This is a genomic window from Pseudomonas sp. BSw22131, assembly GCF_026810445.1.
GTDB classification, from domain to species: domain Bacteria; phylum Pseudomonadota; class Gammaproteobacteria; order Pseudomonadales; family Pseudomonadaceae; genus Aquipseudomonas; species Aquipseudomonas huanghezhanensis.
The window spans coordinates 818,558-840,448 of record NZ_CP113949.1 but is presented as its reverse complement, the minus strand read 5'-3'; the positions used below and the strand labels follow the sequence as shown (position 1 = coordinate 840,448).

The window sequence follows — 21,891 nt, the reverse complement described above, 5'->3', positions numbered from 1 at the left end:
GAGTGACCACCTTGGTCAACCGGCGCTGTCTGCGGAGGCCTTGAATCGGCTCGTGATCAACTGCCTGCCAGCGTAGAAAATGAACAGGGAGTTAGTAACCAGATAGCGTTTCCACAGACGGGCCGGTTCATCCCACAGACGGTTGAACCACTCAAGGCCGCAGCGTTGCATCCAGAGTGGTGCACGCTTGAGCGTGCCTGCGTGGTAGTCGAACGCCGCGCCGACCCCCAACATGGTGGCATTGATGCGACCTCGATGGTCGGCCATCCACCGTTCCTGCTTCGGACAACCCAGGCTGACCCAGACAGTGCCCGCACCTGAATCGTTGATCGCCTGGACGATCGCCTCGTCTTCAGCGTCAGTGAGCTTGCGGAACGGCGGGGAGTAGGCGCCCGCAATTCTCAGGCTCGGAAAATGCTCCAGCAAACGTCGCTTGAGCGTTTCCAGGGTGTCTTCCTGCCCACCGTAAAGATAGATGGATTCATCGCGCTTCGCGGCTTCGCCGCAGTAGTACCACATCAAGTCAGGACCATTGATGCGTTGCTGGCCCGAGACACCGGTTCGGCGCATGAGCCACGCAACCGGCGCCCCGTCGGCCGTCACCATATCGGCGCCCTGGATGACTTCGGCAAACGACGGATCCTGGCGAGCAGTGACGACTGAATGAACATTCGTAATGCACACATAACGGCTAACCTTGGTAGGCGCCCATTCCGACAGCCTGGCCAACACTGTAGGCCAACTCAGGGTATCCACAGGCATACCGATAACCGAACAAACATCTCGTGAATCGACGTGTTGCTTTTTCATTTACGAAGAGCTCATGTAATAGCTGAATATGCCAGGCGCTGAAGTAAGTTGGCAAAACGCTTTATGGGTTGCCCACTACGCGCTGCTCACATCGACTGCAGTCTCAAAATTACTTTCAAACATGTAGTGCAGCCGCTTAACCGGTAGTCCTTTCCGGCTCTGTCAATATTGGCTCGCCCACTGACTGCGCAGGCTTTGTACGCTCACACGCGAAATAGATGCCGGCGATTAACAGTGCCGACACATGACACAGCCGCGTGGAGTCGAGGAACGCGTTGATCGACAGGTTGTACAACGTAATGAATAAAAGTGCATAAGCGCGGGTGCCTTCGATCTGACCAACGCTGAGCACCCGCAGAAACACCACCGCAAACAGCGCATAGAAGAACAGGCCGAAGCGAAGGAATACGTCAAATATCGAGTTGTGGTTAGACACCTGCATCACTTCTCCAATGTCGTTGAGCAACGGATGAGGAAATGAATAGCTGTAATTGACATCCCTGAACGGCACACCGAATCCGGTGCCAAGGAAGAACTCCTTGACCCCGATCATCGAGGTCGCACCTTTGATCATCTCCAGCCGGATGGCAGCATTCTCCACCGTGCCGGATACGTGCTGTTCAATGTCCAGGTAGTACATGATGAACCCGTACATAGGGGTCAGTATCACGACAGAGATGTAAAACGTGCTCAAAATGCGTTTCGGGACTTTCATGAAATAGACCAGTGCAACCAGCGCGCCCACTACGAACGGGGTTGCCCGGGTCGAAATAACAAACATCAGCATGAAGTAGCCGATCAACATACAGACCAGACGCAGGCGGCTCTTGTCGCTAACCGTCAACCGTATGAGCAGATACGTTTCAAAAATGCCCACCTCGTAGGTGTATCCGACCTTGACCTGTACTGCGAGGTAGATAAGGCCGAGGATCGCGTAGACGAGGGGGCTTAACGACACCAAAAATTCGAGCAGGTCCTGACGACACACATAGAAAAAACGTAGCGCAAAGATCACTACAACATAGGCGCCGACCTGCTTCGGGATGTACTCGCGACCGAACGAGCCGACTGCCATGTAGCTTACAACCGTAAGCACAAGCAACAGCAACAGCGGCAGATCCATCCAGATGATTTTCGGCTTTACCAACAGCGATATCCCAAACAGGAATGCTGCCATGACGGCGGTTTCCGCCGAGGTAATCAGCGCAACGGGGAATAGGGCAATATAGAACCCCAACTGCTTTAGCATGTGCATGCGGTCACTCGACAAAACGGGTGCAAGGCATCCCTTGGCATCATGAAGACAGCGAGTTCGCGTGTTTGCGAACTTCGCGACTGAGTGAATAAAGCAAAACCAGCGTCATCATGGTGTCCACAAACAACATGCCGCCCATCGCCCCATTGATTTCGTACCGGGAAACCAGATAGTGCGCAACCGAAACGGAGAGCACGGCACCCAAGGCGTACGCGACAAATATCGGGTAAGTACATTCCAGGGTCCGTAACCCTGCCCGTATTGGCAACGCCGTGGCGCCCAATACATAGAGTGGAACGAACCAGATCATCGCAGCGACGCTGCTCGGGTTAGGCGCGCCATATACCAGCCTCAATAAAGGCTCGGAGAAAATGGCAGCACTCGCTGCGATCAGTCCCGTCCCCAGCAACATCATCAGTGCGACTTTCTTGAGATAACTGGTAAGCCCGGACACGCCTCGGGTCTGAAAACGTCGACTGGCAGCGCCCGGCACTACGTTTTCCAAGCCCTGGAACAGAATATGACTAAGCCCGAGAAGGTTCTGGGCTGCGCGTATTCCGCCGACGATGGCCGGCCCGAAGACTGCACCCACGACGATCAAAAAGTAATTGCCCGACAACCACTGGAGTATCGCTGAGCCCAGCAACCATTTGGCTGACAGCCAATGGCGCTTGGTAACCGCATGGACTTCTTGCCTCGAGGGCATCACCAAATTCAGATAACGCAGACCCAGCACAAACGAAAGCAGCATCGTTGCAGAGATTGAAAACAACGCTGCTTCAAAACTGGGGTGTACTCGCACGACGATCAGTATCAGGAGCACCTGGCCGCCGTAGGCGATCAGATCCAGAAAGAAGGCGCGCTTGAATGATCCTTGTGAAAACAGGCTGCGGCGCACGTAATCCTGCAGTTGAATCACGACAATACAGGCAATGATGGGCACCACCAGATTGAGGGTGAGCCATGAGGGTGTAATCGTGCCCGGCAGTACTGATGCACCTATCGCAAAAACGCACCCGATTATTATCGCGAGCGCGACTTGCATTACGAATGTGGCGCTGTAATAAGTTGGCAACTCTGGCTTTTCGAGCTTGGGAGCGATCGAGAACAATGGAGCGATGATCAGTGAATTCTGCACGCTCATGAAGAACTGCACGATCATGTAAGCCAGGACGTATTGGCCATACTCCTCAATACCCAGGTAACGCACCAATAAAATGCCGACAAGAAAGTTGATGCCACTGACCATCGCCTGATCGAGCAACGCCCAGTTGAGATGCTCATAGCGGTCAAGAAGTCGGCGCACGGGAGTAGCCAAGGTGAATTCGATTTTTTTCATGGTGCAGCGGTCGTTACCAGGTCAGGCAGAAGGCGGCCAGGGCGGCCGTCAGGTTATTGAGTGGTGTGTGTATCGGTCGATCTGACCGCAGGGCCCGAAGGCAGTGCGTCTGTTCCGAATAATGCGTCCACCAGCTCCGGGATCAGCACTTCGCCTTGATCGCTCACCGAGGTCTGTTCGAACAGATTGAAGTCACCCAAAGCCTGGTGTACCACCCAGCCGCCGAAATTATTGGCCTTCACCTGCGCGGTGATCTTGCGCATGAAGTGGGCGCGACTGGCCACATCCCGCATCGCTGGAGTCCCGTTGTAGTTGAACTCGGAAACCACTCCAAATTCACCTGCCACGATGCGCTTGGGGTTGATACCCGTCTGCGCTATCCATGCCTTGAACACCGTCCAGTCTTCCCATTTGGAACCATCATTGGCCCACAGGAAGTAGGTCAGAAACCCTTTGTAGCGTTCACGCTCCGCTTCCTTCTGGGCAGCGGTGATCTTGGTGTCTTGGGATATGCGGTAAAAAGCGTCTGCAATCATTTTGTCCAGGCCGCCTGCATATCGGGTGATCGGCATAGGCACGTTATAGAGATACGGTTGATTGCCAATGCCCTGATGAGTGAACTCACCGGGGGAATACGGGTGAAACGAGAACATCGTGTTAGCGTCGAAATCTTTCAGATTAAAGTTGCTCAATGCATCGTGATAGCCGCTTTCTGCCTGGAAGATAAGTGTCATCTTCGGAGCTTTCGACCGGCACATGCGAAACCATTGTGGAGCAGCCGTGTGGTAGTAGCCCGGGGACTCAGACTCACCAGTGGGCTCGTTGCTCATCTCCAGCGCCACCTGCTCTTCGGTGAACTGACTCGCCAAACGCGTGCACAATAACTTCAGCCCCTTGTGGAACTGACTGCGCGCAACTGGGTTGACCACTGTTGTTGAACGATTTTGCGGGTAGGAGCCAAATGACACGAACACCCGAAATCCTGCATCCACCGATTTGGCAATGTAGGCAGTCCACTTGTCGACTGTGGCGTCCAGGCTGACGGGCGGATCAAGAAACTCTTCCAGGCTCAGAAACACCCGGTGAGTGTCGAAACCCGCCTCGTGCATCGCTGCCAACCGGCGAGGCGTCATGCCATACGACTTTGCATCCCAGTTGTCAGCGGGCGGACTGATATCGATACCATGAATATCGCCCCGCGCCAGAAAGGCCGGATCCGGGGTTTCCACAGCTGCTGCCACGTTCTGCGCAGACACAACCGGCCAGATGACCTGAAGCGGCACGACATCCAGAATAAACATAAGCTAAGCCACCCGTTTTGACGTCCAGTTAACGCACCCGATGAATTCAGGAACGCTAAACGCGCACCGTCGATTCATTTTCCAAGAACCAACCGTACGCATTACGCAGGCCATCTTCGAGGCTGACACTGGCTTTCCACCCCAGACTCGTAAGCCTGGAAACGTCCATCAACTTGCGTGGCGGGCCGTCCGGTTTGCTGGTATCGAACGTCAGGCGCCCTGAGTATCCGGTGACCTTGGCCAGCGTCTCGGCCAGTTCACGAATACTGCAGTCCTCACCTGTGCCGACATTGATGTGCGACAGCATCGGTTTGGTGTGCTGCTTGTACGTCGCCTCATCCAGGTTCATCACATGGATGCAGGCAGCGGCCATGTCGTCAACGTGAAGGAACTCACGCATTGGCTTGCCGCTACCCCAGATGGCAACTTCCTGATCCCCGCGAACGGCGGCTTCGTGCAACCTGCGCAGCAAAGCCGGGATCACATGACTGTTTTCCGGGTGGTAATTGTCATGTGGGCCGTAGAGGTTGGTCGGCATCACACTACGATAGTCCCGGCCATACTGCCGGTTATAGCTCTCACACAGTTTGATGCCTGCAATCTTGGCGATCGCGTACGGCTCATTGGTGGGCTCGAGCGTAGCCGTCAGCAACGCCTGCTCGCTCATCGGCTGTGGCGCTTCACGCGGGTAAATGCATGAGGAGCCCAAGAACAGCAACTGCGCAACGCCATTGATGTGCGCGGCGTGGATGACGTTCGCTTCGATCATCAGGTTTTGATAGATGAACTCAGCCGGGTAAGTGTTGTTGGCATGAATGCCCCCCACCTTTGCCGACGCAAGATAGACCTGATCAATGCCTTCTGCGGCGAAAAACCCCTGAACCGCCGCCTGATCGACGAGATCCAGCTGATCGCGAGTGCGGACAATGATGTCCACCTCCCGATGCTCAAGCTGACGAACGATGGCGGAACCAACCATCCCACGATGGCCAGCCACAAAAACACGTGGGCGCTGTTGCATGGTGTGTTTCCTGAAAAGGCGAATAAATCAGCCGACCGGCTGACGTTAATGCAGTAGAAGCAGGTTTCAGTTTTCTACAGATACCGTCATTTCGTGGCCGTGCAGCTTAAGCAAAGCGTGACGACGGGCTACTTTCAGGTCTTCCCTTACCATCTCTGCACACATTTCCTGTGCAGTGACTTCAGGAACCCAACCGAGTATCCGCTTGGCCTTACTTGGATCGCCGAGCAGGGTTTCAACTTCAGCAGGGCGGAAGTAACGGGGGTCGATGCGCACCAGGGTGTCACCCACTTTCAACGCAGGAGCCATATCGCCTTCAATGCGCTCGATAATGCCGACTTCTTCAACGCCGGTCCCTTCAAAGCGAAGCGTGATGCCCAGCTCGGCAGCAGACCAAAGGATAAATTCACGTACCGAATACTGAACGCCTGTAGCAATGACGAAGTCATCCGCAGTTTCCTGCTGCATCATCATCCACTGCATGCGCACGTAATCCTTGGCGTGACCCCAATCGCGCAGCGAGTCCATGTTACCCATGAACAGGCAAGGCTCAAGGCCCTGCGCCATGTTGGCCATACCGCGTGTGATCTTGCGAGTCACGAACGTTTCGCCACGGCGTGGCGATTCGTGGTTGAACAGGATGCCGTTGCAGGCGTACATGCCATAGGCTTCACGGTAATTCACTGTGATCCAGTAGGCGTACATCTTCGCGACCGCATAAGGTGAGCGAGGATAGAACGGGGTGGTTTCTTTCTGCGGCGTTTCCTGCACCAGACCGTACAGCTCAGAGGTCGAGGCCTGATAGAAACGGGTTTTCTTCTCCAGCCCCAGCAAGCGGATTGCTTCGAGCAAGCGCAGAGTGCCCATGGCATCAACATCAGCAGTGTATTCCGGAGCTTCAAAGCTCACGGCCACATGCGACTGCGCGCCAAGGTTGTACACCTCATCAGGCTGAATCTGCTGCATCAACCGCGTAAGGTTCGATGAGTCGCTGAGGTCGCCGTAGTGCAGAACGAAGTTGGAGTTCTCTACATGCGGATCCTGGTAGATATGGTCAACACGCTGAGTATTGAACAGGGAAGCACGTCGTTTGATGCCATGAACTTCGTACCCTTTCTCAAGCAGCAGCTCTGCCAGATAGGAGCCATCCTGACCCGTGATACCCGTGATCAATGCGCGTTTCTTTTCCATAATATCTGCCTGCTTTACGTCTTGGAGGAGGTTGAACTGCACGCAGAAAATCCCGCTCCTTCTGAAGGGGGGATGCGCGAGTCTGAATAGAACGAAAAAATCGGAATGTGGAGCCGGAGGCGCTTAAGTTTCGCCTTCCGAATAGCTGGGGTAGTCATAAAAACGACTGAACATCTGACCCCCGACCTGCTTGCGAACCTCGACCTGATTGATGACAACTCCGCTTGCGACATTTGCCGAGCGAAGCGCATCCATCCCCCGGGTCGCAACCTGAACAGTGGTGGAAGAAACTTTCAGCACGTACAACAACAAATTGGGAGCAGTTGACTGGACAAGTGCATCGGTCGCCGTACCCGTAGTCGAAGAATCAATCACAATCCGCGAATAAGATTGTTTAAGTGCGGCAATCAACTCGACAAAACGCTGGGATGACAGCAAATCCAGCGGGTCGTCACAGGGTGAACCCGCCGTGATGACATCAACCCCCCTCACTTGCTGCACACACTCGGCGAGAGTCGCTGTTGCGGCTATAAGATCTGTAAGCCCTGGCGCAGAACCGCTAATTTCCAGCTGCTCGGCCACCGCCGACCTACGCAAACTGGCATCGATCAGCAGTACCTTGCCAAGTTGACTCAACGCCAGACTCAAATTGGTCGCAACCGTCGTTTTTCCTTCCCCTGCAACCGCAGAAGTAACGATGATCAATTGTTGTTGCCGGGGCATTCCTGCGCCGATGACAACGCCCGTTCGAAGAGAGCGCATTGATTCACCGAACCGTCGATGAGTCCGCTGACTGAACACCGTGGACAGCCGAGTGTCAGCCGATGAACTCACCATCGGAAGAATCCCCATCACCGGCCATTTGAGGATTTCCTCAACCTGGTCGGCACTCTCGAACTTGCGGCTGATAATGTCTCGAATCACCGCAGCAGCCCCACCCAGGATGAGTGCGACGAGCGCACTGACCATGAGCGTTATAGGCTTGTTCGGTCGCACCGGCTGATCAGGAGCGATCGCCTCATCAATCACCCGCGTGATGGCCGACCCTTGATCAGCGGAGGCTGCGGTTTCCCGCATACGGCTGTCGAACGTGTCGAACAACTGCTGGTTTCGATCAACGTCACTCTGCAACGCCTGAAGCTGAAAATCCTTGCGGGACAAACCCTGAATATCCGATTTGCCCTTGTCTATCGACGCCACCAGAGAAGCTTCGTCAGCCAGAGCAAGCCGGTAGTTACGCTCAACACCTGCGACCACGACCTCCACCTGACTCCTCAAACTCGCGGCTGCGGCGTCCAGCCGAGATTGCGCCGCCAGCCTTGCAGGATGACGTTCACCAAAGCGGGCTTTTGCCGCATCCAGTTCTGACTCGGCCTGGGCATAACTCCCTTTGAGCGCTTGCACAAGAGGGTCTGCCATGACCAACGGGAGGCCGGCGAGTTGCTGCCAGTTCTGTGGTTTGATCGCAGCAATCTGGCGGTATTGGCTTTCAATCACTGCCCGGCGCTGACGCGCATCAATCATCAGCCCTGTGTTGAGCGACAGTTGCTGGGCTGCCACGGTGCTGGCGCCTCGAATATCGACTATCTGCTGAGCTTCTCGATAGTGCTGCAAACGGGCTTGAGACAGTTGCAATTCAGAACGCAGAGCAGTGAGACGTTTCCCCAGCCACGCACTGGAAGTTTGCGCACTCAAGGTACTGTCGGATTTCTGGATGTCTACATAACCATGCACCAATGCGTTGGCAACGATCGCGGCAGTGGCGGCATCTTCCATGTCGACCTGCACGCGAACCACTTGACTCTTGCCAATTGGCTCTACAGTGATCAATTGCTGGAGGCGCCGTGTTGCGGCATCCAGCCGCTGCAACTGGTCCGCATTGGTACCGACAGCAGTGTCGCTGAGCCCTAAGCGATCTATCCACTTATTCCACATGCCAGTGACCGACGTATGCCGCTCAATGTCGAGTTCAGGATGGCTCTGCAACTTCAGCACGCTGATGACATGACGAACCAGCGTCTGCGAATTCAACAACGCAAACTGGGTTTGCAGGTACAGGTCGCTGGAAATCGGTTTGCGCGTGAACGGATCAAAAGACAGGAAGGGTGTCTTCTTGTTTTCGATCATAAGGGTCGCGCTGGCCCGATAAACCGGCGCTGTGAAAACCAAAAAGGTACTGACCACGAGCATGACGGCCAACAGCCAGATAACGATGCCGACGCGATGAGTCCACATCGCACGCAATACCATGCGAATCGGAACAGCGTCGTCCATGCGCCAGGCGCGTACGCGGGGCCGTGAGATATGGACAGACGTTCCCATATTCGATAAAGCTCTGGAAAAAAACGTGCTACTGCACAGGCGGGGGGCGTGAGACAGGAATGTCACGCACCCCGATGACTACTTTCACGCGGGCTTTTGGCTATACCCGTGATAATCGTAAAAGCCATCAAAACGATGCCCGTACTGGTTGGCCTTGTTAACGTCAACCTGGTTCACCACGATGCCGCGTACCGGCGCCTTGTGCTGCAGTAATTGGGCAATGCCTTTTTCGGTGAGCGGAATCGACGTAGCGCCCGCCTTGACAACATAGATGACCGACTGCGCCAGAGTGGACAACACTTTCGTGTCGCTGACCACCTGAGTAGGAGACGAGTCAATGATGATGCGCTTGTACTTGGACTTCAGCTCTTCAAGCAATTGAGCGAACTGCTGCGAAGCCAATAACTCAAGTGGATTGGTGGTCGCACTGCCAGCACAAAGCACGTCAATACCATCGATCTGGACTACGCACTGCTCGAACGTGGCCTTGCCTGTGATGAGATCGGACAGGCCCGGCTTGTCCGCCGAAACACCGAGGGTCTTTGCAAGCGATGGGCGACGAAGATCGCCATCGAGCAGCAACACCGGTTCCATCTGACCCAACGCCTGAGCGAGGTTGATCGAAACCGTGGTCTTGCCTTCACCCGGCACCGACGACGTTACCAGAATGACCTGATGGGGTTTGTCGTAACCACTCAACACGACGTTGGTGCGAATGGTGCGAATGGATTCAGTAAAGCGACTGAATCTTGGATCGTTGAAGGTCTTGGCCAAGTCCTTGCGGTCCCGGCGTGCCATCAGCGGCAAAATACCCACCACCGGAATATTCAGGTGATTTTCAACCTGTTCAATACTGCGGAAGGTGTTGTTCAGTGCATCCAAAAGCAGGGCAAGCAGCGCACCTACAAACAGACCAAGGACTGCCGCAATCGCCAGGATCAGTGGTTTCTTCGGCTTGATGGGGCTAAGCGGCACGACAGCAGGGTCAACGACGCGAATGTTCGCGCTATCAATGTCAGCCGTTGCGGTAGTTTCCTTCAAACGGGTCATGAAGGTGTCATACAGCTCACGGTTACCGTCCACCTCACGTTGAAGCTCCTGCAGCTTGAACTCCTTGCGCGAGATGTCCTGGATTTGCGATTTGTTGGCGTTGAACGACGACTGCAACGAGCCTTCGTTGGCAGCAGCCAGCTGATAGTTGCGCTCGATACCGGCGACCACTTGTTCAACCTGACCACGCAACGCGGCCGAGGCGGCATTTAGATCAGATCGTGCGGCATCCATCGCAGGGTGCTTTGCACCATAACGGCCCGCCAGCTCATCAACCTTGGCCTTTGCACGCGCTTCTTGTGCCTTGAACTGTTGCACCAGCGGATCCGCCAACACCGCTGGGACACTGGCTATTTTCTGCCAGCCGCCCTTGCCCATTGCCTGGACCTGCCGGAACTGGCTTTCCGCCTCAGCACGCTGACGACGGGCATCGATCATTCTTTCGCTGGTCAACGACAGCTCGGTGGCACTGATAGTGCCGACCCCTTTGACGTCCACCAGACCTTCTGACTCGCGATAGGCTTGAAGACGCGCTTCCGAGCCTTTGAGTTTTTCGCCCAGCTCAACCAGACGGCTGTTCATCCAGACGGTTGCCGACTCCGAGGCACCAATGGTGGTTTGCAACTGGCTTTCAATAAATGCGTTGGAAAGTGCATTGGCTGCCTTTGCAGCAAGCACAGGGTCTTTCATGTCAACCATGACGTTGGCCAACTGACTCTTGCCTTGAGGCTCTACCGTCACCAACTCCATAAACGCACGGGTCGTACGATCAAGTTTCTGCTGCTCGGTAGGCTCCGCAGCCGCGCCCAACTTGGAGACCACTGCCTCTGGCAGGTATTCATCCAGACCGGTGCTAGCCAGCCAGCGTCCAATAAAAGCAAACGGCTTGGGTTGAGCACGGGAGTCGAACTGAGGCTTGCTGGCTAAATCCAGTTCACGCACCACTCGCTCAGCCAACGTCCGCGACTGCAAAAGCTCAGCCTGGGTTTCCATGTATTGGCTGGCGTTGCTATCACCACCGGTAGAGGCAGCTACGTCGAACGATACTGCCTTGGAGCCCTTGGCATCCATGACCAGCGTCGCCTGAGCCCGATACACAGGGGTCATCGAGTAGACGGCCACCAGCGCGACCACGATCACAAAGGCTGTGAAGGCCAAAATTGCATTCTTGCGGTGCCATACCGTTTGCCACAATTTGAGCAAATCGATGTTGTCGTCACCGTTCTCTTTTCGAGAAGAACGGCGGGAAGCGAGGACTGGAAGATTAGTATCCATGATGGCCAACTCTGAAAAGGGAAATACTCTGGAACAGAGGACGCCATTTGAAAGGCATGAGTCCTCGCCACGCGGTCGTCACTAGAAGAAGCCCTGCGGCACAGTGATTGTGTCACCAGGACTGACCAGCGCATCAAGGCTGGCTTTTTCGACAGGCGTGGCACTTAGGTCACGATTGATCGAGATCTTTCCTTCCGAAGCGCGTTCGGTGAATCCACCCGCTAACGCTACGGCGCGACGAACAGTCAAGCCAGGCTGGAAGGGGTAACCACCCGGGGTTTTGACTTCGCCCCCAATATAAAACTCGCGGTACTGCAACACATTGACCGAGACGCGAGGGTTGACCAGGTAGTCGCCCTTGAGCTCGGACACAAGCAGCGCTTCGATTTCCGACGCTGTCTTGCCTTTGGCGTTGACCTCTCCGATAAATGGATAGGAAAACGTCCCGGCATCAGTCAGCCGCAGACTTTTGAAACTCATGTCGTCTTCGCCGTAAACGTTGATGCTGATCACGTCACCGGAACCAAGCTTGTATTCGGAATTGCCTGCAGCGTAAGCGCCATGCTGGCCAATAAACATTATGAAAACGCCCAGAAACAGGCGGCGAAACGTGCGAATGATCATGAAGGCGACCGCTCTTGAAGGGTGTCTTGAAACGGCAACCGACCGGTAGCGTCGGGTGTGCCTGTATGTCTACAGTGTTGCAGTAACGCTAAACTTGTAAATATTGCGCTCGAAGCTTTCGTCGGCAAACGTCGATTTTTCTTTGCCATGCCGATAGCCGATATCGAAACCCAACCAGCGACGCATCTGGTACTTCACCAGAAAACCGTAGCGATTGATTTTGTCCTGACGCTCAGCGTCGTCCTGATAATCTTTGGTGGTGTAGGAGTAGCTAGCGACAGTGCTCAATCGGTCCAGCCATTCATGCTCCCAATCCAGCGAGGTCGTAAGGTTGTCGATGGCAGAGGCACCATCTGTACCCTCATCTAGCTGGTGATGGGTTTTCAAAGAGAAGGTCGAATAAGAACGCGGCTTCCAGTCAACCCCCACTTCCCACAATGACCCACCTTTATCGCCCACCGCCGGGTCGTCATAAAGTTTACGCTCGGCACCAAGCTTCACCGTACCGGTGGTGTTTGCAGTAGCGTCCCAGCTAAGGCCGCCCAGCAACGCCACGGTGTCGTTGTCCAGCTTCTTGTTGGAGACGTACTCGAATTGGGTCCAACGGGTCTCGACCAGCGCGCGCGTATTGGGAGCTACCTTGAAGTAGAGCGTCCCTATTAACGCCGTCGCATCGCGCTCTTTATCGTTGTTGATGCCATCGCTGTTCTGATAACGCATCTGCGAATAGTCGGCGCTAAGCTCCAACTGTCCGCGCGCCGTACGAGCGCCATAGGTGTACATGCCACCTAAGTGGGAAAACGTGTACTTGTCGTTCTCGAGGTGCTGATCGAGGGTCGCGGTCTCTTCGACCTTCTTGTAACCCGCTTCGAGCTTGAGCCGGTTGCGCGCGTTGAAATCAAAGCCGGCGGTCCCGTCCAGGTAATGGTCGGTATTATCGTCCTTGTGGCTCGACTCAAATATGTCGCTATCAGCCTTGTAGGACAATTTGTAGGCGCGCTTACCGTCGTTCGACGCCAGGTTGAAGCTTGGCGTCAGACTGGTGATCCATGAAGCGTCGGGGTGGCGCTCCACCTCTCTGAAGTTGTCATCGTACCGCTCACTGGTCTGCAGATACGGTGTGAAGGTCAGGCCATTTTCAAACTTAATGCTTTGTGGGACGTTCAGCTCATCCGCACAAGCATTAGCGCACAGCAACGCCGAGAGTTTGATCAGCGAGCGGGCATTGGATTTCAAGCTCATAGTATTACCGGCAGAATCAAGGGGAAGAGACGCTTCACCAGGGTTGGGTTTTACCACGCTACCGCCCCAAGATTTCCCGTCGGTTCTTGAAAACGCAGATAGCTCAACGATGAATGGCGCGATAGAGCACACCCCTTGAGTGAGGGGCGTCAAAAAAACAGGAGGCAGAATAAAAAGGTCAAAAGGAGCCTTTCGGCTCCTTTATTGTTCAAGCGCTGATCTTTGTCAGCGTATTGGACGCCAGCCTCGGGCCGGTCAGGCACCTGAAAACTGACGACGTAGAAATCCAGCGTGGTTATGGCTAGGGTAGAAACATACTATGTTGCGGCGCACAGCCTAGCAAGTGGCCATCTATCCAAAGCTTAAAATAAAACTTACAAACCATACGAACATTTCAGCGCCGAACAAGTTCAATCATTTAAAAACTTATATCTGGCGTCAAAAAAATATCCAGCTATTGGCGTCAAAGGGCTGCCGTATTAAATTAGTTTTCTGCTCAGGCAGCTCTAGACAGGGGGTCAATGCCGCCTGTCGGCGACATTTAAATAGCCAGAAAATGGTGGTCATTCTATTTACATGAACTGTTGCCGCTGACAAATGGCGCCAACATTGCCCACTGTGGTTTGTCTCCAGCGGCATTCGGTTCGATGGACAACGGATAGGTTCCCCACATCGAGCCCGCAGCCCAGTAGGCCACAGGGACGCAGTTCTTGTTCAGATACTCCAGCAGTCGTGTACCGGCCTGAGTCCATCTGGGGTCATTGCCTGGTATACCAAACTCTCCGATATGACCCTTTTTATTGTTACGCGCTAACCACTCAACGAACGGCTTGGCCCGCTTAACACCGATGTCCAGGTCGAAATTAGCTGCAGGCCCCGTCTTGTAGGTGCCACTGGCGTCGGAGTCCAGGTAAAGGTGGGCCGAAAATATCAGATTATTTGAAGGATCACGAAGCAACAGTAACGCACCGTTCTGGATTGCCCATTGCGATGCGCTTGACCATGAACGGCCCTCTACGTAGATAGGCTTGATCTTGTCGAAAGACCGAACGCCATCAATCCCCGCCTGGGCCGAGGTCGGCCAGTTGGCGTCCGCTGCCCCGTTTGGCTCGTTCATGATGTCGTAACCATGCAGCCCCGCTTTCCCATTCCAGCGCTCGGCAACCAGCGACAGGAATTTCTTGTACTCGGCGTAGGGTACGGCTGACGATCCGACAGGCTGCTTGCGATAGACGCCATAGTTATGGATATCGAGCAGCACAGCCATCTGCCTGCTTTCGGCACGGGTCAACAAGGTATCGATCAGTGCGGCATAAGTTGGGTCCAGCGGGCCACCAAGGACTGGCTGCAAGCGTTCCCAGGTGATAGGCACCCGAATAACCTTGATGCCCTTGGCTTGCCATTTATCGAAGTACGTAGCCGACGGAAACATAAAGTCGTAGCCCGGTCGGCCCGGCAGGGTCTTGGCATTGAACTCTGCGCCTGAAACGTTGATGTGAATCATGGGGAGTGATTCCGCCGCCTGGGCGAAAGCCCCTGACAGGGCGAAACCGGCTAACACTACAGCACTAAAAAATCGTGTCATGAGATCGTCCTGCTCGGTCGAGTGATACAGCATTAGGTTTGGGTCACGTGCATCCGTGGCAGGTTTTAAAGGTGACTGGCTGTGCTCGCCACGATGAGTTGGAAGGGGATCAAATTCTAACGACGATCAAGCGAACCACAGGCCTGCCCCGTTTACCACTCTCATCCGGAGCGGTTAAGGACGCCCGGACCATTGACTTGAACAACCTAGCACAGGTTCAAGTCGAGCAGCGTACCGCGGCATTGGCAATTACGCAGAGTGCGACCGACGCCACATCCCCTTTTTTTACAACGCCTGTTCATTCAGGCTAAATGTCCGCAATAAAAGGACCGACAGCCCCGTATCCGCGCAGCCCAACATCGGCGAGCCTGCGTCCACGTATTCGACTGCTTTGGAATTGCCGACGCGCCACGCGACCGTGGCCAATGCCCGGATAGACTGGAGACTCTCCCCCCATGCTGAAAAAAAGCCTGCTGCTGGCCGCGATGTTGCTACCCGCCTCCTATGTTGAAGCTCGTGAGTACAGCGCAGGTTCGCTGCACATCGCTCATCTGTGGTCGATGGAGTTGCCGCCGAACGCGCCGACGGTGGCTGCGTATTTCTCGATTCACAACAACGGCACGGCGGCTGATCGGCTGACCTCTGTCGACAGCCCTATCGCCGGTAGCGCTCAGTTGCATGAGCACACGCATAAAGACGGCCTGATGAAGATGCAGCAGGTGCAAGATGTCGAGATTCCTGCAGGCGGTGAAGTGAGCTTCGCGCCGATGGCGTTTCACGTCATGCTGCTCGACCTCAAGGACCGCTCCAGGCTGGTAGACGGACAGCAATTCCCGTTAATCCTGCATTTCGAGAAAGCGGGTGATGTGACGGTCAATGTGCAGGTGCTCAAGCAACCACTTGAAGTATCGTCCGATCCCGCTGACACGCATTAATAGCCACGAAGCTAAATTGACTTGAAACGCATGCCTGCCCCACGCAACAGATCATCCAGTCTCCCGCGCAAAACATCGGGCACCTGGCTGAGCCTGTTCGCCATGCTGATGATCTTCATCGGACCGCTGATTTCCCAAGCGATGCCGATAGAACATCACGCAGGCATGTCGGCGTCCGTGCCCGCGACGATGGACATGACTTCGGACATGGAAATGTCCGGCGGGCATGCGGGTATGCAGCACGCACCCGACGCTGACAACGCCAGCGTCGATCACGTCATGTGGGCCAAATGCGGTTACTGCACGCTGTTATTCAGTTGCCCGGCACTGCCTCAAGCGCTGGCGATCATTGCGCCAACGCTGCCCAAACCCAACGGCCTGTTCAATCCGGCGCCACATCACGGCCACGCCTATCGCAGTGTTTTCCCCAACGCTCGCAGTCGCGCCCCGCCGCTCTCGTCACTGGCCTGACCCTCAAAACAAAGATTTCGCGACCGCTGACCGCGCTTCGGCTGCCAGCGGATTGCGCCGTGTGTCATCCCTGACGGGAGCTTTTTTCATGTCCAGACCCAACGTGTCTTTCTACAACCTGGCGTGGCGCTGGCATTTTTATGCCGGGCTGTTCGTGGCGCCATTCATGATCCTGCTGTCGCTGACGGGGATCATCTACCTGTTCAAGCCACAGCTGGACTCGCTGATGTACAGCGACTTGCTGAAGGTGAAACCCGCGCACCATCAATTGTCCGCCGACGAGCAGCAACGCCTCATCATGCAGGCATACCCGAACGCAGCGCTGAGCAAGTACCTGCCGCCACTCGATGCACAGAGCAGTGCTCAATTCGTGGTCAAGCAGGACGGCCGCGAGCTGAATCTGTTTATCGACCCTTACACCGGCAACATCCTCGGCACACAGGACGCCAAACAAAACCTGCAAGCCATCGCCCGTGAACTACACGGTGAGCTGATGATCGGCACCGTGGGCGACCGACTGGTGGAGCTGGCGGCAGGCTGGGGCATCGTGCTGGTGGTCTCCGGTCTGTATTTATGGTGGCCGCGTGGACGCTCGCCAGCAGGCGTGCTTTGGCCGCGCATGACGGCACGCGGGCGCTTGCTGTGGCGGGATCTTCACGCCGTGACCGGATTCTGGGGCGCGCTGCTGCTGCTGTTCATGCTGGTTAGCGGCATGACGTGGACCGGCCTGTGGGGCAAGCAGTATGCGGACGTGTGGAACACCTTCCCGGCCGCGATGTGGAACGAAGTCCCCACGTCAGACAGGCACGCCGGTGAACTCAATACAGCCAGTGTGCAGACCGTGCCGTGGGCGATGGAAAACACGCCGATGCCGGTGTCGTCTGGCGACCACGCCGGACACATGAATCACGGCAGTATGTCCAGCGCCCCCGCCGCACCGCACATCACCCTGCAACAGGTGGTGGATACTGCCCGGGCGCGTGGCATCGAGCCCGGCTACAGCATCAGCGCGCCGAAAAGTGCTGATGGCGTGTTCACGGTATCGGTGTTCGCCGACGATCCGCGCAACGACGCCACGCTGCACATCGACCAGTACACCGGCAATGTGTTGGCCGACGTGAGGTACGCCGATTACAGCGTCGTTTCCAAGGCTACCGAGCTGGGCGTGATGCTGCACGAAGGCAAGTTGTTTGGCTGGATCAATCAACTGGTCATCCTGCTGATTTGCCTGATGGTACTGCTCAGCTCGGTCAGCGGGCTGGTGATCTGGTGGAAGCGCCGCCCACAAAAAGCGCTCGGCGTGCCGCCACTGCGTCACGACCTGCCACGCTGGAAAACCGCAACGGCAGTGATGCTGTTGCTCGGTGTGGCGTTCCCTTTGGTGGGGGTTTCGATGCTGATTGTGTGGATACTCGATAGGATAGTTCTTTCGCGCTTTGCCAAATCCACCGCAACAGCTTAGATTGCGTCCTGCGGGGCCTGAGACCATTGAGTGGCTTTGTGATGAATTCCTCCTCATATACGGTTTCAGGCCCTGCTCCGCTTACCTCATCCGCAGCTAAGTGCATCTGATTTAGCATTCAAAGCGATGTCAGTCGTCATGTCCCCAGGGCTCGCAACTCGAGTTCCGCCTCCAAGACACTTCCTACACTCTTAGAAATTTTTTCTTGCTTGCTTGATCTTCTGCAGCCGACATACGCCCGCGATTCACAGTGACTACATGGAATGGAATTACCGCTCTCTTTGAAATATCGAGCGCCTCTTTCCCATGATCTGTGAACGACAACAATGACAACAATGACAAACGCTCGCGCTTTTGCAACAGAAGACACGCCCTTGATTGCAACACCTCCTTCAATCGTGGCATTTCCGCCAAGCTTCGAGGAAACGGTTGATGTCGAGCTCACCAAGCTCCTGAATCGACGTCATCCTGGCCTGACGATCGATATCGGCAACACTTGGCTAAACCTCTACGAACTGAAGCTTCTGAACGTCCCGACGTATACCCACGGTGTGGAACCTTCCCCTAGAAGAAACCGTACGCTGCGAGAGCTCAGACGATCAATCAATCTGCGCGACAGCGTCATAGATTTCTTCTTGGGTGCTTTGAGTTTTGATGATGATCAAATCGCCGGATTATTTACCGCCTCGAACTCGACCGAACTCAGCGCCCAGATCAACCTCAGTCATCAACAGCTCATATACATCTATGACGACCTCAGCCTCACCTTGTTGGAGGCGTTCAGTGCAGCTCTGATTGGTTATTGGCAAGGTCTGGAGGACGGCCTAAATACGCGTGGCGCCCTGTTCGTCGAAGAACGCGTGAAGGCGATGCGGCTTGAGGTTCAAGCGGGTTTGGCGCAAAGGAAACTAACGATCAACCATGCCTTCATGCTGGGATCGATGATCCTGTACTCCTACAAAAACGATCCTACGACTTTAAAGAAACATGGAGTTTTTAAAATATCACTGAACGCTTTCGGCACTGAGCCTACACAGTTTGCTGGCGCATTCGTTATTAGCAGTGTCGCCAGACTTCACGGCTCACCGGACGTGGACGCCCCGCTTGGCCCTGCTTTGCTCTATTCGCCCAACGGAGGGCTCGAGGGATTTGACTCGCTCAGGGAGCTTGCCGTTTCGCTTTCAGCGCGCATCAACAATTCGCAACAGCGGGACTGGTTTCTTAGCAATGCCACGCTGCGAGCGGTCACCGCCTTGAAGGCATTGGAAGATCCCGTCACACCGTCGATGTGGGCGTTCACCAGCCTGGAGGGAGACTTTTTAACGGCTGCGTTCTTGTCACAGATCCACAAGCAGCAGTCTGACTTTGCACACTGCGTAACGACGTCCCGTGCTAACGGGTTCAAAAGTCGTGACTTTCTGGACCTCATGCAAGCCGTCCTGGAACCGAGGTATCAGTTCGATAACTTCCTGAACCTGGAATGGAACGACAGGCTCATCCTGCAAACCTCAATGCCTAATTGGTGGGGAGAAATGAGCACGGCCGATAAAACTGTCTGGCTGACGTCCGCAAAAATGCTTGGAAACTCAATCCTCGATATTGAAGACCTGACTGAAAGAAGCCTCACCAATCCGTTTTCCAGCGATCAAACTCTCGCCGTAGATTACGCGGACGATCTGCTGCGTCAGGCATTGAGCAAAAACAAGATCCTGATAACTCCTGAAAACATAATCGTGACCATCAGCTATTCGCCGCCACCCCTTGCGCCTTACGGCCCTGACATGGCAGTGCACCAAGACGCCAGTAACAGGGTGGTACGGCAATACTCTCTGAAAGCGTTAATTACGCAATTACCCAGTAATCTGAGACTCTTCGAAGCTCACAGCATTGGAGTGACAACCGCAGACGGCCTCGCGATCCAAGGCATGCCTGCAAAATTCGTTGAGGATTTGATCAACCAGTTGAACGATGTCGAGTCCATTGACCGCTTTCTGGATCAGCGCCTCAAAACGTCTGTGTATGCAAAGTCTTTGAAACGCCTGTCTTTGCGACTGAACCGATCCCAGATGCGCATGGGCTTGCTGAACGTGTCAAGGGGCACTTCGCGCAACGTTCGGGACTGGATACAGGCAGTGATTGATTCACCACAGGCCACGACTGACAGACGAGTGAATGAACAAAAAATCGTCGTTAAGTTTTTTGCCATCAATGGCGTGCAGCTTTCAAACGTGCTGCAAATTGCTCCCGAGAGTGACGGCGTTAACCAGGGCATCGTGCTGTGCACACTCAACGCACCGGACGCTCAGACGTTTAGATGGTTCAAGGATCTGGATGCCGCCAAGATCGGTTTTTTCGATAACCCCGAGTTTGCCAAATACCTGTTGCTACAGATCCCGATTGCCCAGCGTCCCAAGGCCCTGCTGGCATTGCAGATGGATCAGGCGCTGAAGAGCTATCGTTTTCCCGACATATTCAGGTATCTGCCTGCGCTCTTACCGCTGCCATCGCTTTTGTGGGACGCCTTGTCCTACGTTGAACAGAGCGACGATTTTCTTGAAGAAAACTACGCCCTGAAAATCAGTCATTTAACGGCCGATGCCAAAGCACATTTGCTCAACGCGCGGGAAATCGAGTTAACCGATTTCAATACAGAAATGAACCTGGCGCTCAGTGTAATCCTGGTATTTTTACCCGCACCATATGCAATTCCGCTTGCCTTGGGGCTGTCGTTATACAAAGCCTGGGATGGGTTCAGAGCCATTGAAGAGCATGACTATCGGGGCGCTGCGAAGGAGTTTCTGGCCGCGTTGGGCTACCTGGCAAGTGCCGGCCTCAGCAAGTTGGCGCTTGCCAAGAGCATCGATAACTTCAAGCCTCTTCGCACGTACTCTGCGCCACTTGCCAAGACCATCGGCCCCGACGGCGATCCGCACATCAGCGTCATCTCCGACGCCTTAAGTATCTCGTCCTACGGCTACATGCCTGAAGCGACGGTGCTTGACCTGACAAAGTTTGAGCCCCTCAACGTGGAAGGTGAATGGGTGTATATCCGGCGTTTCTCCAATATTTTCGGAGATCGTGAAATTTATCGCGTCAATCCGGCCTCGGCAGGATCGCTTGTCCGCAAGGGCGAGTTTGTGGCAAACGTCGCAGGACACTGGAGAAAGTTGCCCTATCAGGCCAGCGGTATCAGCCCCCAAGCGCTTAATGATGCTGACGCCGAGCTGACCAGACTGATCTACGATTGGCCCACTTCGATGGGAGCAATTACAGAGCAGGCCAAAGACGACTTTGTGAAGCTATACCTCAAGCTGGCCGAGTCGAGCGCCGACGATTACGGCGCCGTCGTGGATTATTGCAGCGCAGGCTCAGCCAAAATAAACGCGACGTTGAGAGCCGGAGGGTCCAGTAAAAAAGTTGCAAGATTCCTTCAACAGTTCAATCAGTTGGGCGAGTACCAAGGTCAAGCATTTCGGGCGACCAATGTGACCCGTGCGAGCTTTCAGCGGATTCAGACTCAACTGGGCGCGATATTCGCTGACAAGGGCGTTCAATCGACATCGGTGATGCGATATAACGCGTGGGACTGGGCCTCCGGAAGCTTCGTCAGCCAGAACGCGACGGAAGACACAGTGCCCATCTTCCTGATTTTCGATGAGTCCTTGCCCAAGAAAATCCTGTTCACCAAGCTCCTGGGCGATCACGTTGCAATATCTCCCGGGCAGGTGCTCCAATTGACGGCGTTCAAGACCTCAAACAGTCATCATTACGCTTATTTTTCTGCACCGAGCCAGCAAATCGACAGCTATCTGGATATCTACACCGGCGTGCAGACCCCGGTGGCCTACTAAACCCTGTCTCGCGCACCCCTAAGGCGCATGTTGCGCACCACGGACGCATAAGGCGTCCAATCTGGTGCGCGACACCAGTGCATGGCGACACATCCATTCCATTTTGCGACGTTTCGCCGTTGGCCCAGCCTTTGCTAAAGCCTAACCAGAGCAGAGC

At 54.9% G+C, this 21,891-nt stretch carries 16 protein-coding genes; 5 read left to right on the top strand and 11 right to left on the bottom strand.

Going from position 1 to position 21,891, the window contains the following annotated elements; all coding sequences use genetic code 11:
* Positions 1–15 precede the first annotated feature (15 nt).
* From OYW20_RS03690 to OYW20_RS03660, 7 genes are all read right to left on the bottom strand, one after another.
* A complete protein-coding gene (locus tag OYW20_RS03690) occupies positions 16–810 on the bottom strand; it encodes a WecB/TagA/CpsF family glycosyltransferase (RefSeq protein ID WP_268799385.1) in 795 nt (264 codons plus the stop codon).
* A gap of 136 nt (positions 811–946) precedes the next feature.
* The gene (locus OYW20_RS03685; protein ID WP_268799384.1) at positions 947–2,065 is read right to left on the bottom strand and encodes a hypothetical protein; all 1,119 of its coding nucleotides are present in this window, start codon (positions 2,063–2,065) and stop codon (positions 947–949) included.
* A 40-nt stretch (positions 2,066–2,105) separates the two neighbouring features.
* Positions 2,106–3,404, bottom strand: coding sequence for a lipopolysaccharide biosynthesis protein (locus OYW20_RS03680; RefSeq protein ID WP_268799382.1), 1,299 nt, complete (start codon positions 3,402–3,404; stop codon positions 2,106–2,108).
* Between the two features lie 53 nt (positions 3,405–3,457).
* A complete protein-coding gene (locus OYW20_RS03675) occupies positions 3,458–4,705 on the bottom strand; it encodes a cellulase family glycosylhydrolase (protein WP_268799381.1) in 1,248 nt (415 codons plus the stop codon).
* A 55-nt stretch (positions 4,706–4,760) separates the two neighbouring features.
* Positions 4,761–5,726 (bottom strand): GDP-L-fucose synthase, encoded by a 966-nt coding sequence (gene fcl, locus OYW20_RS03670; protein ID WP_268799380.1) that lies wholly within the window; start codon positions 5,724–5,726, stop codon positions 4,761–4,763.
* 66 nt (positions 5,727–5,792) lie between these two features.
* Positions 5,793–6,917 carry a GDP-mannose 4,6-dehydratase gene (gene gmd, locus OYW20_RS03665; RefSeq protein ID WP_268799379.1) on the bottom strand — a complete coding sequence of 375 codons (1,125 nt, stop codon included), beginning with the start codon at positions 6,915–6,917 and terminating at the stop codon, positions 5,793–5,795.
* Positions 6,918–7,040: 123 nt separating this feature from the next.
* Positions 7,041–8,693: a GumC family protein gene (locus OYW20_RS03660; RefSeq protein ID WP_268799378.1), complete on the bottom strand. Its 1,653-nt coding sequence runs from the start codon at positions 8,691–8,693 to the stop codon at positions 7,041–7,043.
* Between the two features lie 174 nt (positions 8,694–8,867).
* Between OYW20_RS03660 and OYW20_RS03655 the strand changes: the two genes are divergently transcribed.
* On the top strand, positions 8,868–9,218 hold the full coding sequence (locus OYW20_RS03655; RefSeq protein WP_268799377.1) for a hypothetical protein: 351 nt from the start codon (positions 8,868–8,870) through the stop codon (positions 9,216–9,218).
* Between the two features lie 105 nt (positions 9,219–9,323).
* Here OYW20_RS03655 and OYW20_RS03650 read toward each other — a convergent pair whose 3' ends face one another.
* From OYW20_RS03650 to OYW20_RS03635, 4 genes are all read right to left on the bottom strand, one after another.
* The gene (locus OYW20_RS03650; protein WP_268799376.1) at positions 9,324–11,447 is read right to left on the bottom strand and encodes a GumC family protein; all 2,124 of its coding nucleotides are present in this window, start codon (positions 11,445–11,447) and stop codon (positions 9,324–9,326) included.
* Between the two features lie 198 nt (positions 11,448–11,645).
* Positions 11,646–12,188 (bottom strand): polysaccharide biosynthesis/export family protein, encoded by a 543-nt coding sequence (locus tag OYW20_RS03645; protein ID WP_268799375.1) that lies wholly within the window; start codon positions 12,186–12,188, stop codon positions 11,646–11,648.
* Positions 12,189–12,257: 69 nt separating this feature from the next.
* Positions 12,258–13,487, bottom strand: coding sequence for an outer membrane beta-barrel protein (locus OYW20_RS03640; protein WP_268799373.1), 1,230 nt, complete (start codon positions 13,485–13,487; stop codon positions 12,258–12,260).
* A gap of 511 nt (positions 13,488–13,998) precedes the next feature.
* On the bottom strand, positions 13,999–15,048 hold the full coding sequence (locus OYW20_RS03635; protein ID WP_268799372.1) for a glycoside hydrolase family 5 protein: 1,050 nt from the start codon (positions 15,046–15,048) through the stop codon (positions 13,999–14,001).
* A 422-nt stretch (positions 15,049–15,470) separates the two neighbouring features.
* Here OYW20_RS03635 and OYW20_RS03630 point away from each other — a divergent pair, with 422 nt between their 5' ends.
* The 4 genes from OYW20_RS03630 (at position 15,471) to OYW20_RS03615 (ending at position 21,734) form a co-directional block, all read left to right on the top strand.
* Positions 15,471–15,950, top strand: coding sequence for a copper chaperone PCu(A)C (locus OYW20_RS03630; protein ID WP_268799371.1), 480 nt, complete (start codon positions 15,471–15,473; stop codon positions 15,948–15,950).
* 30 nt (positions 15,951–15,980) lie between these two features.
* Positions 15,981–16,421 (top strand): DUF2946 domain-containing protein, encoded by a 441-nt coding sequence (locus OYW20_RS03625; RefSeq protein WP_408005458.1) that lies wholly within the window; start codon positions 15,981–15,983, stop codon positions 16,419–16,421.
* An 88-nt stretch (positions 16,422–16,509) separates the two neighbouring features.
* Complete coding sequence (locus OYW20_RS03620) at positions 16,510–17,883, top strand: PepSY-associated TM helix domain-containing protein (RefSeq protein WP_268799370.1); 1,374 nt, start codon at positions 16,510–16,512, stop codon at positions 17,881–17,883.
* Between the two features lie 335 nt (positions 17,884–18,218).
* Positions 18,219–21,734: a dermonecrotic toxin domain-containing protein gene (locus OYW20_RS03615; protein ID WP_268799369.1), complete on the top strand. Its 3,516-nt coding sequence runs from the start codon at positions 18,219–18,221 to the stop codon at positions 21,732–21,734.
* The last annotated feature ends 157 nt before the right edge of the window (positions 21,735–21,891 follow it).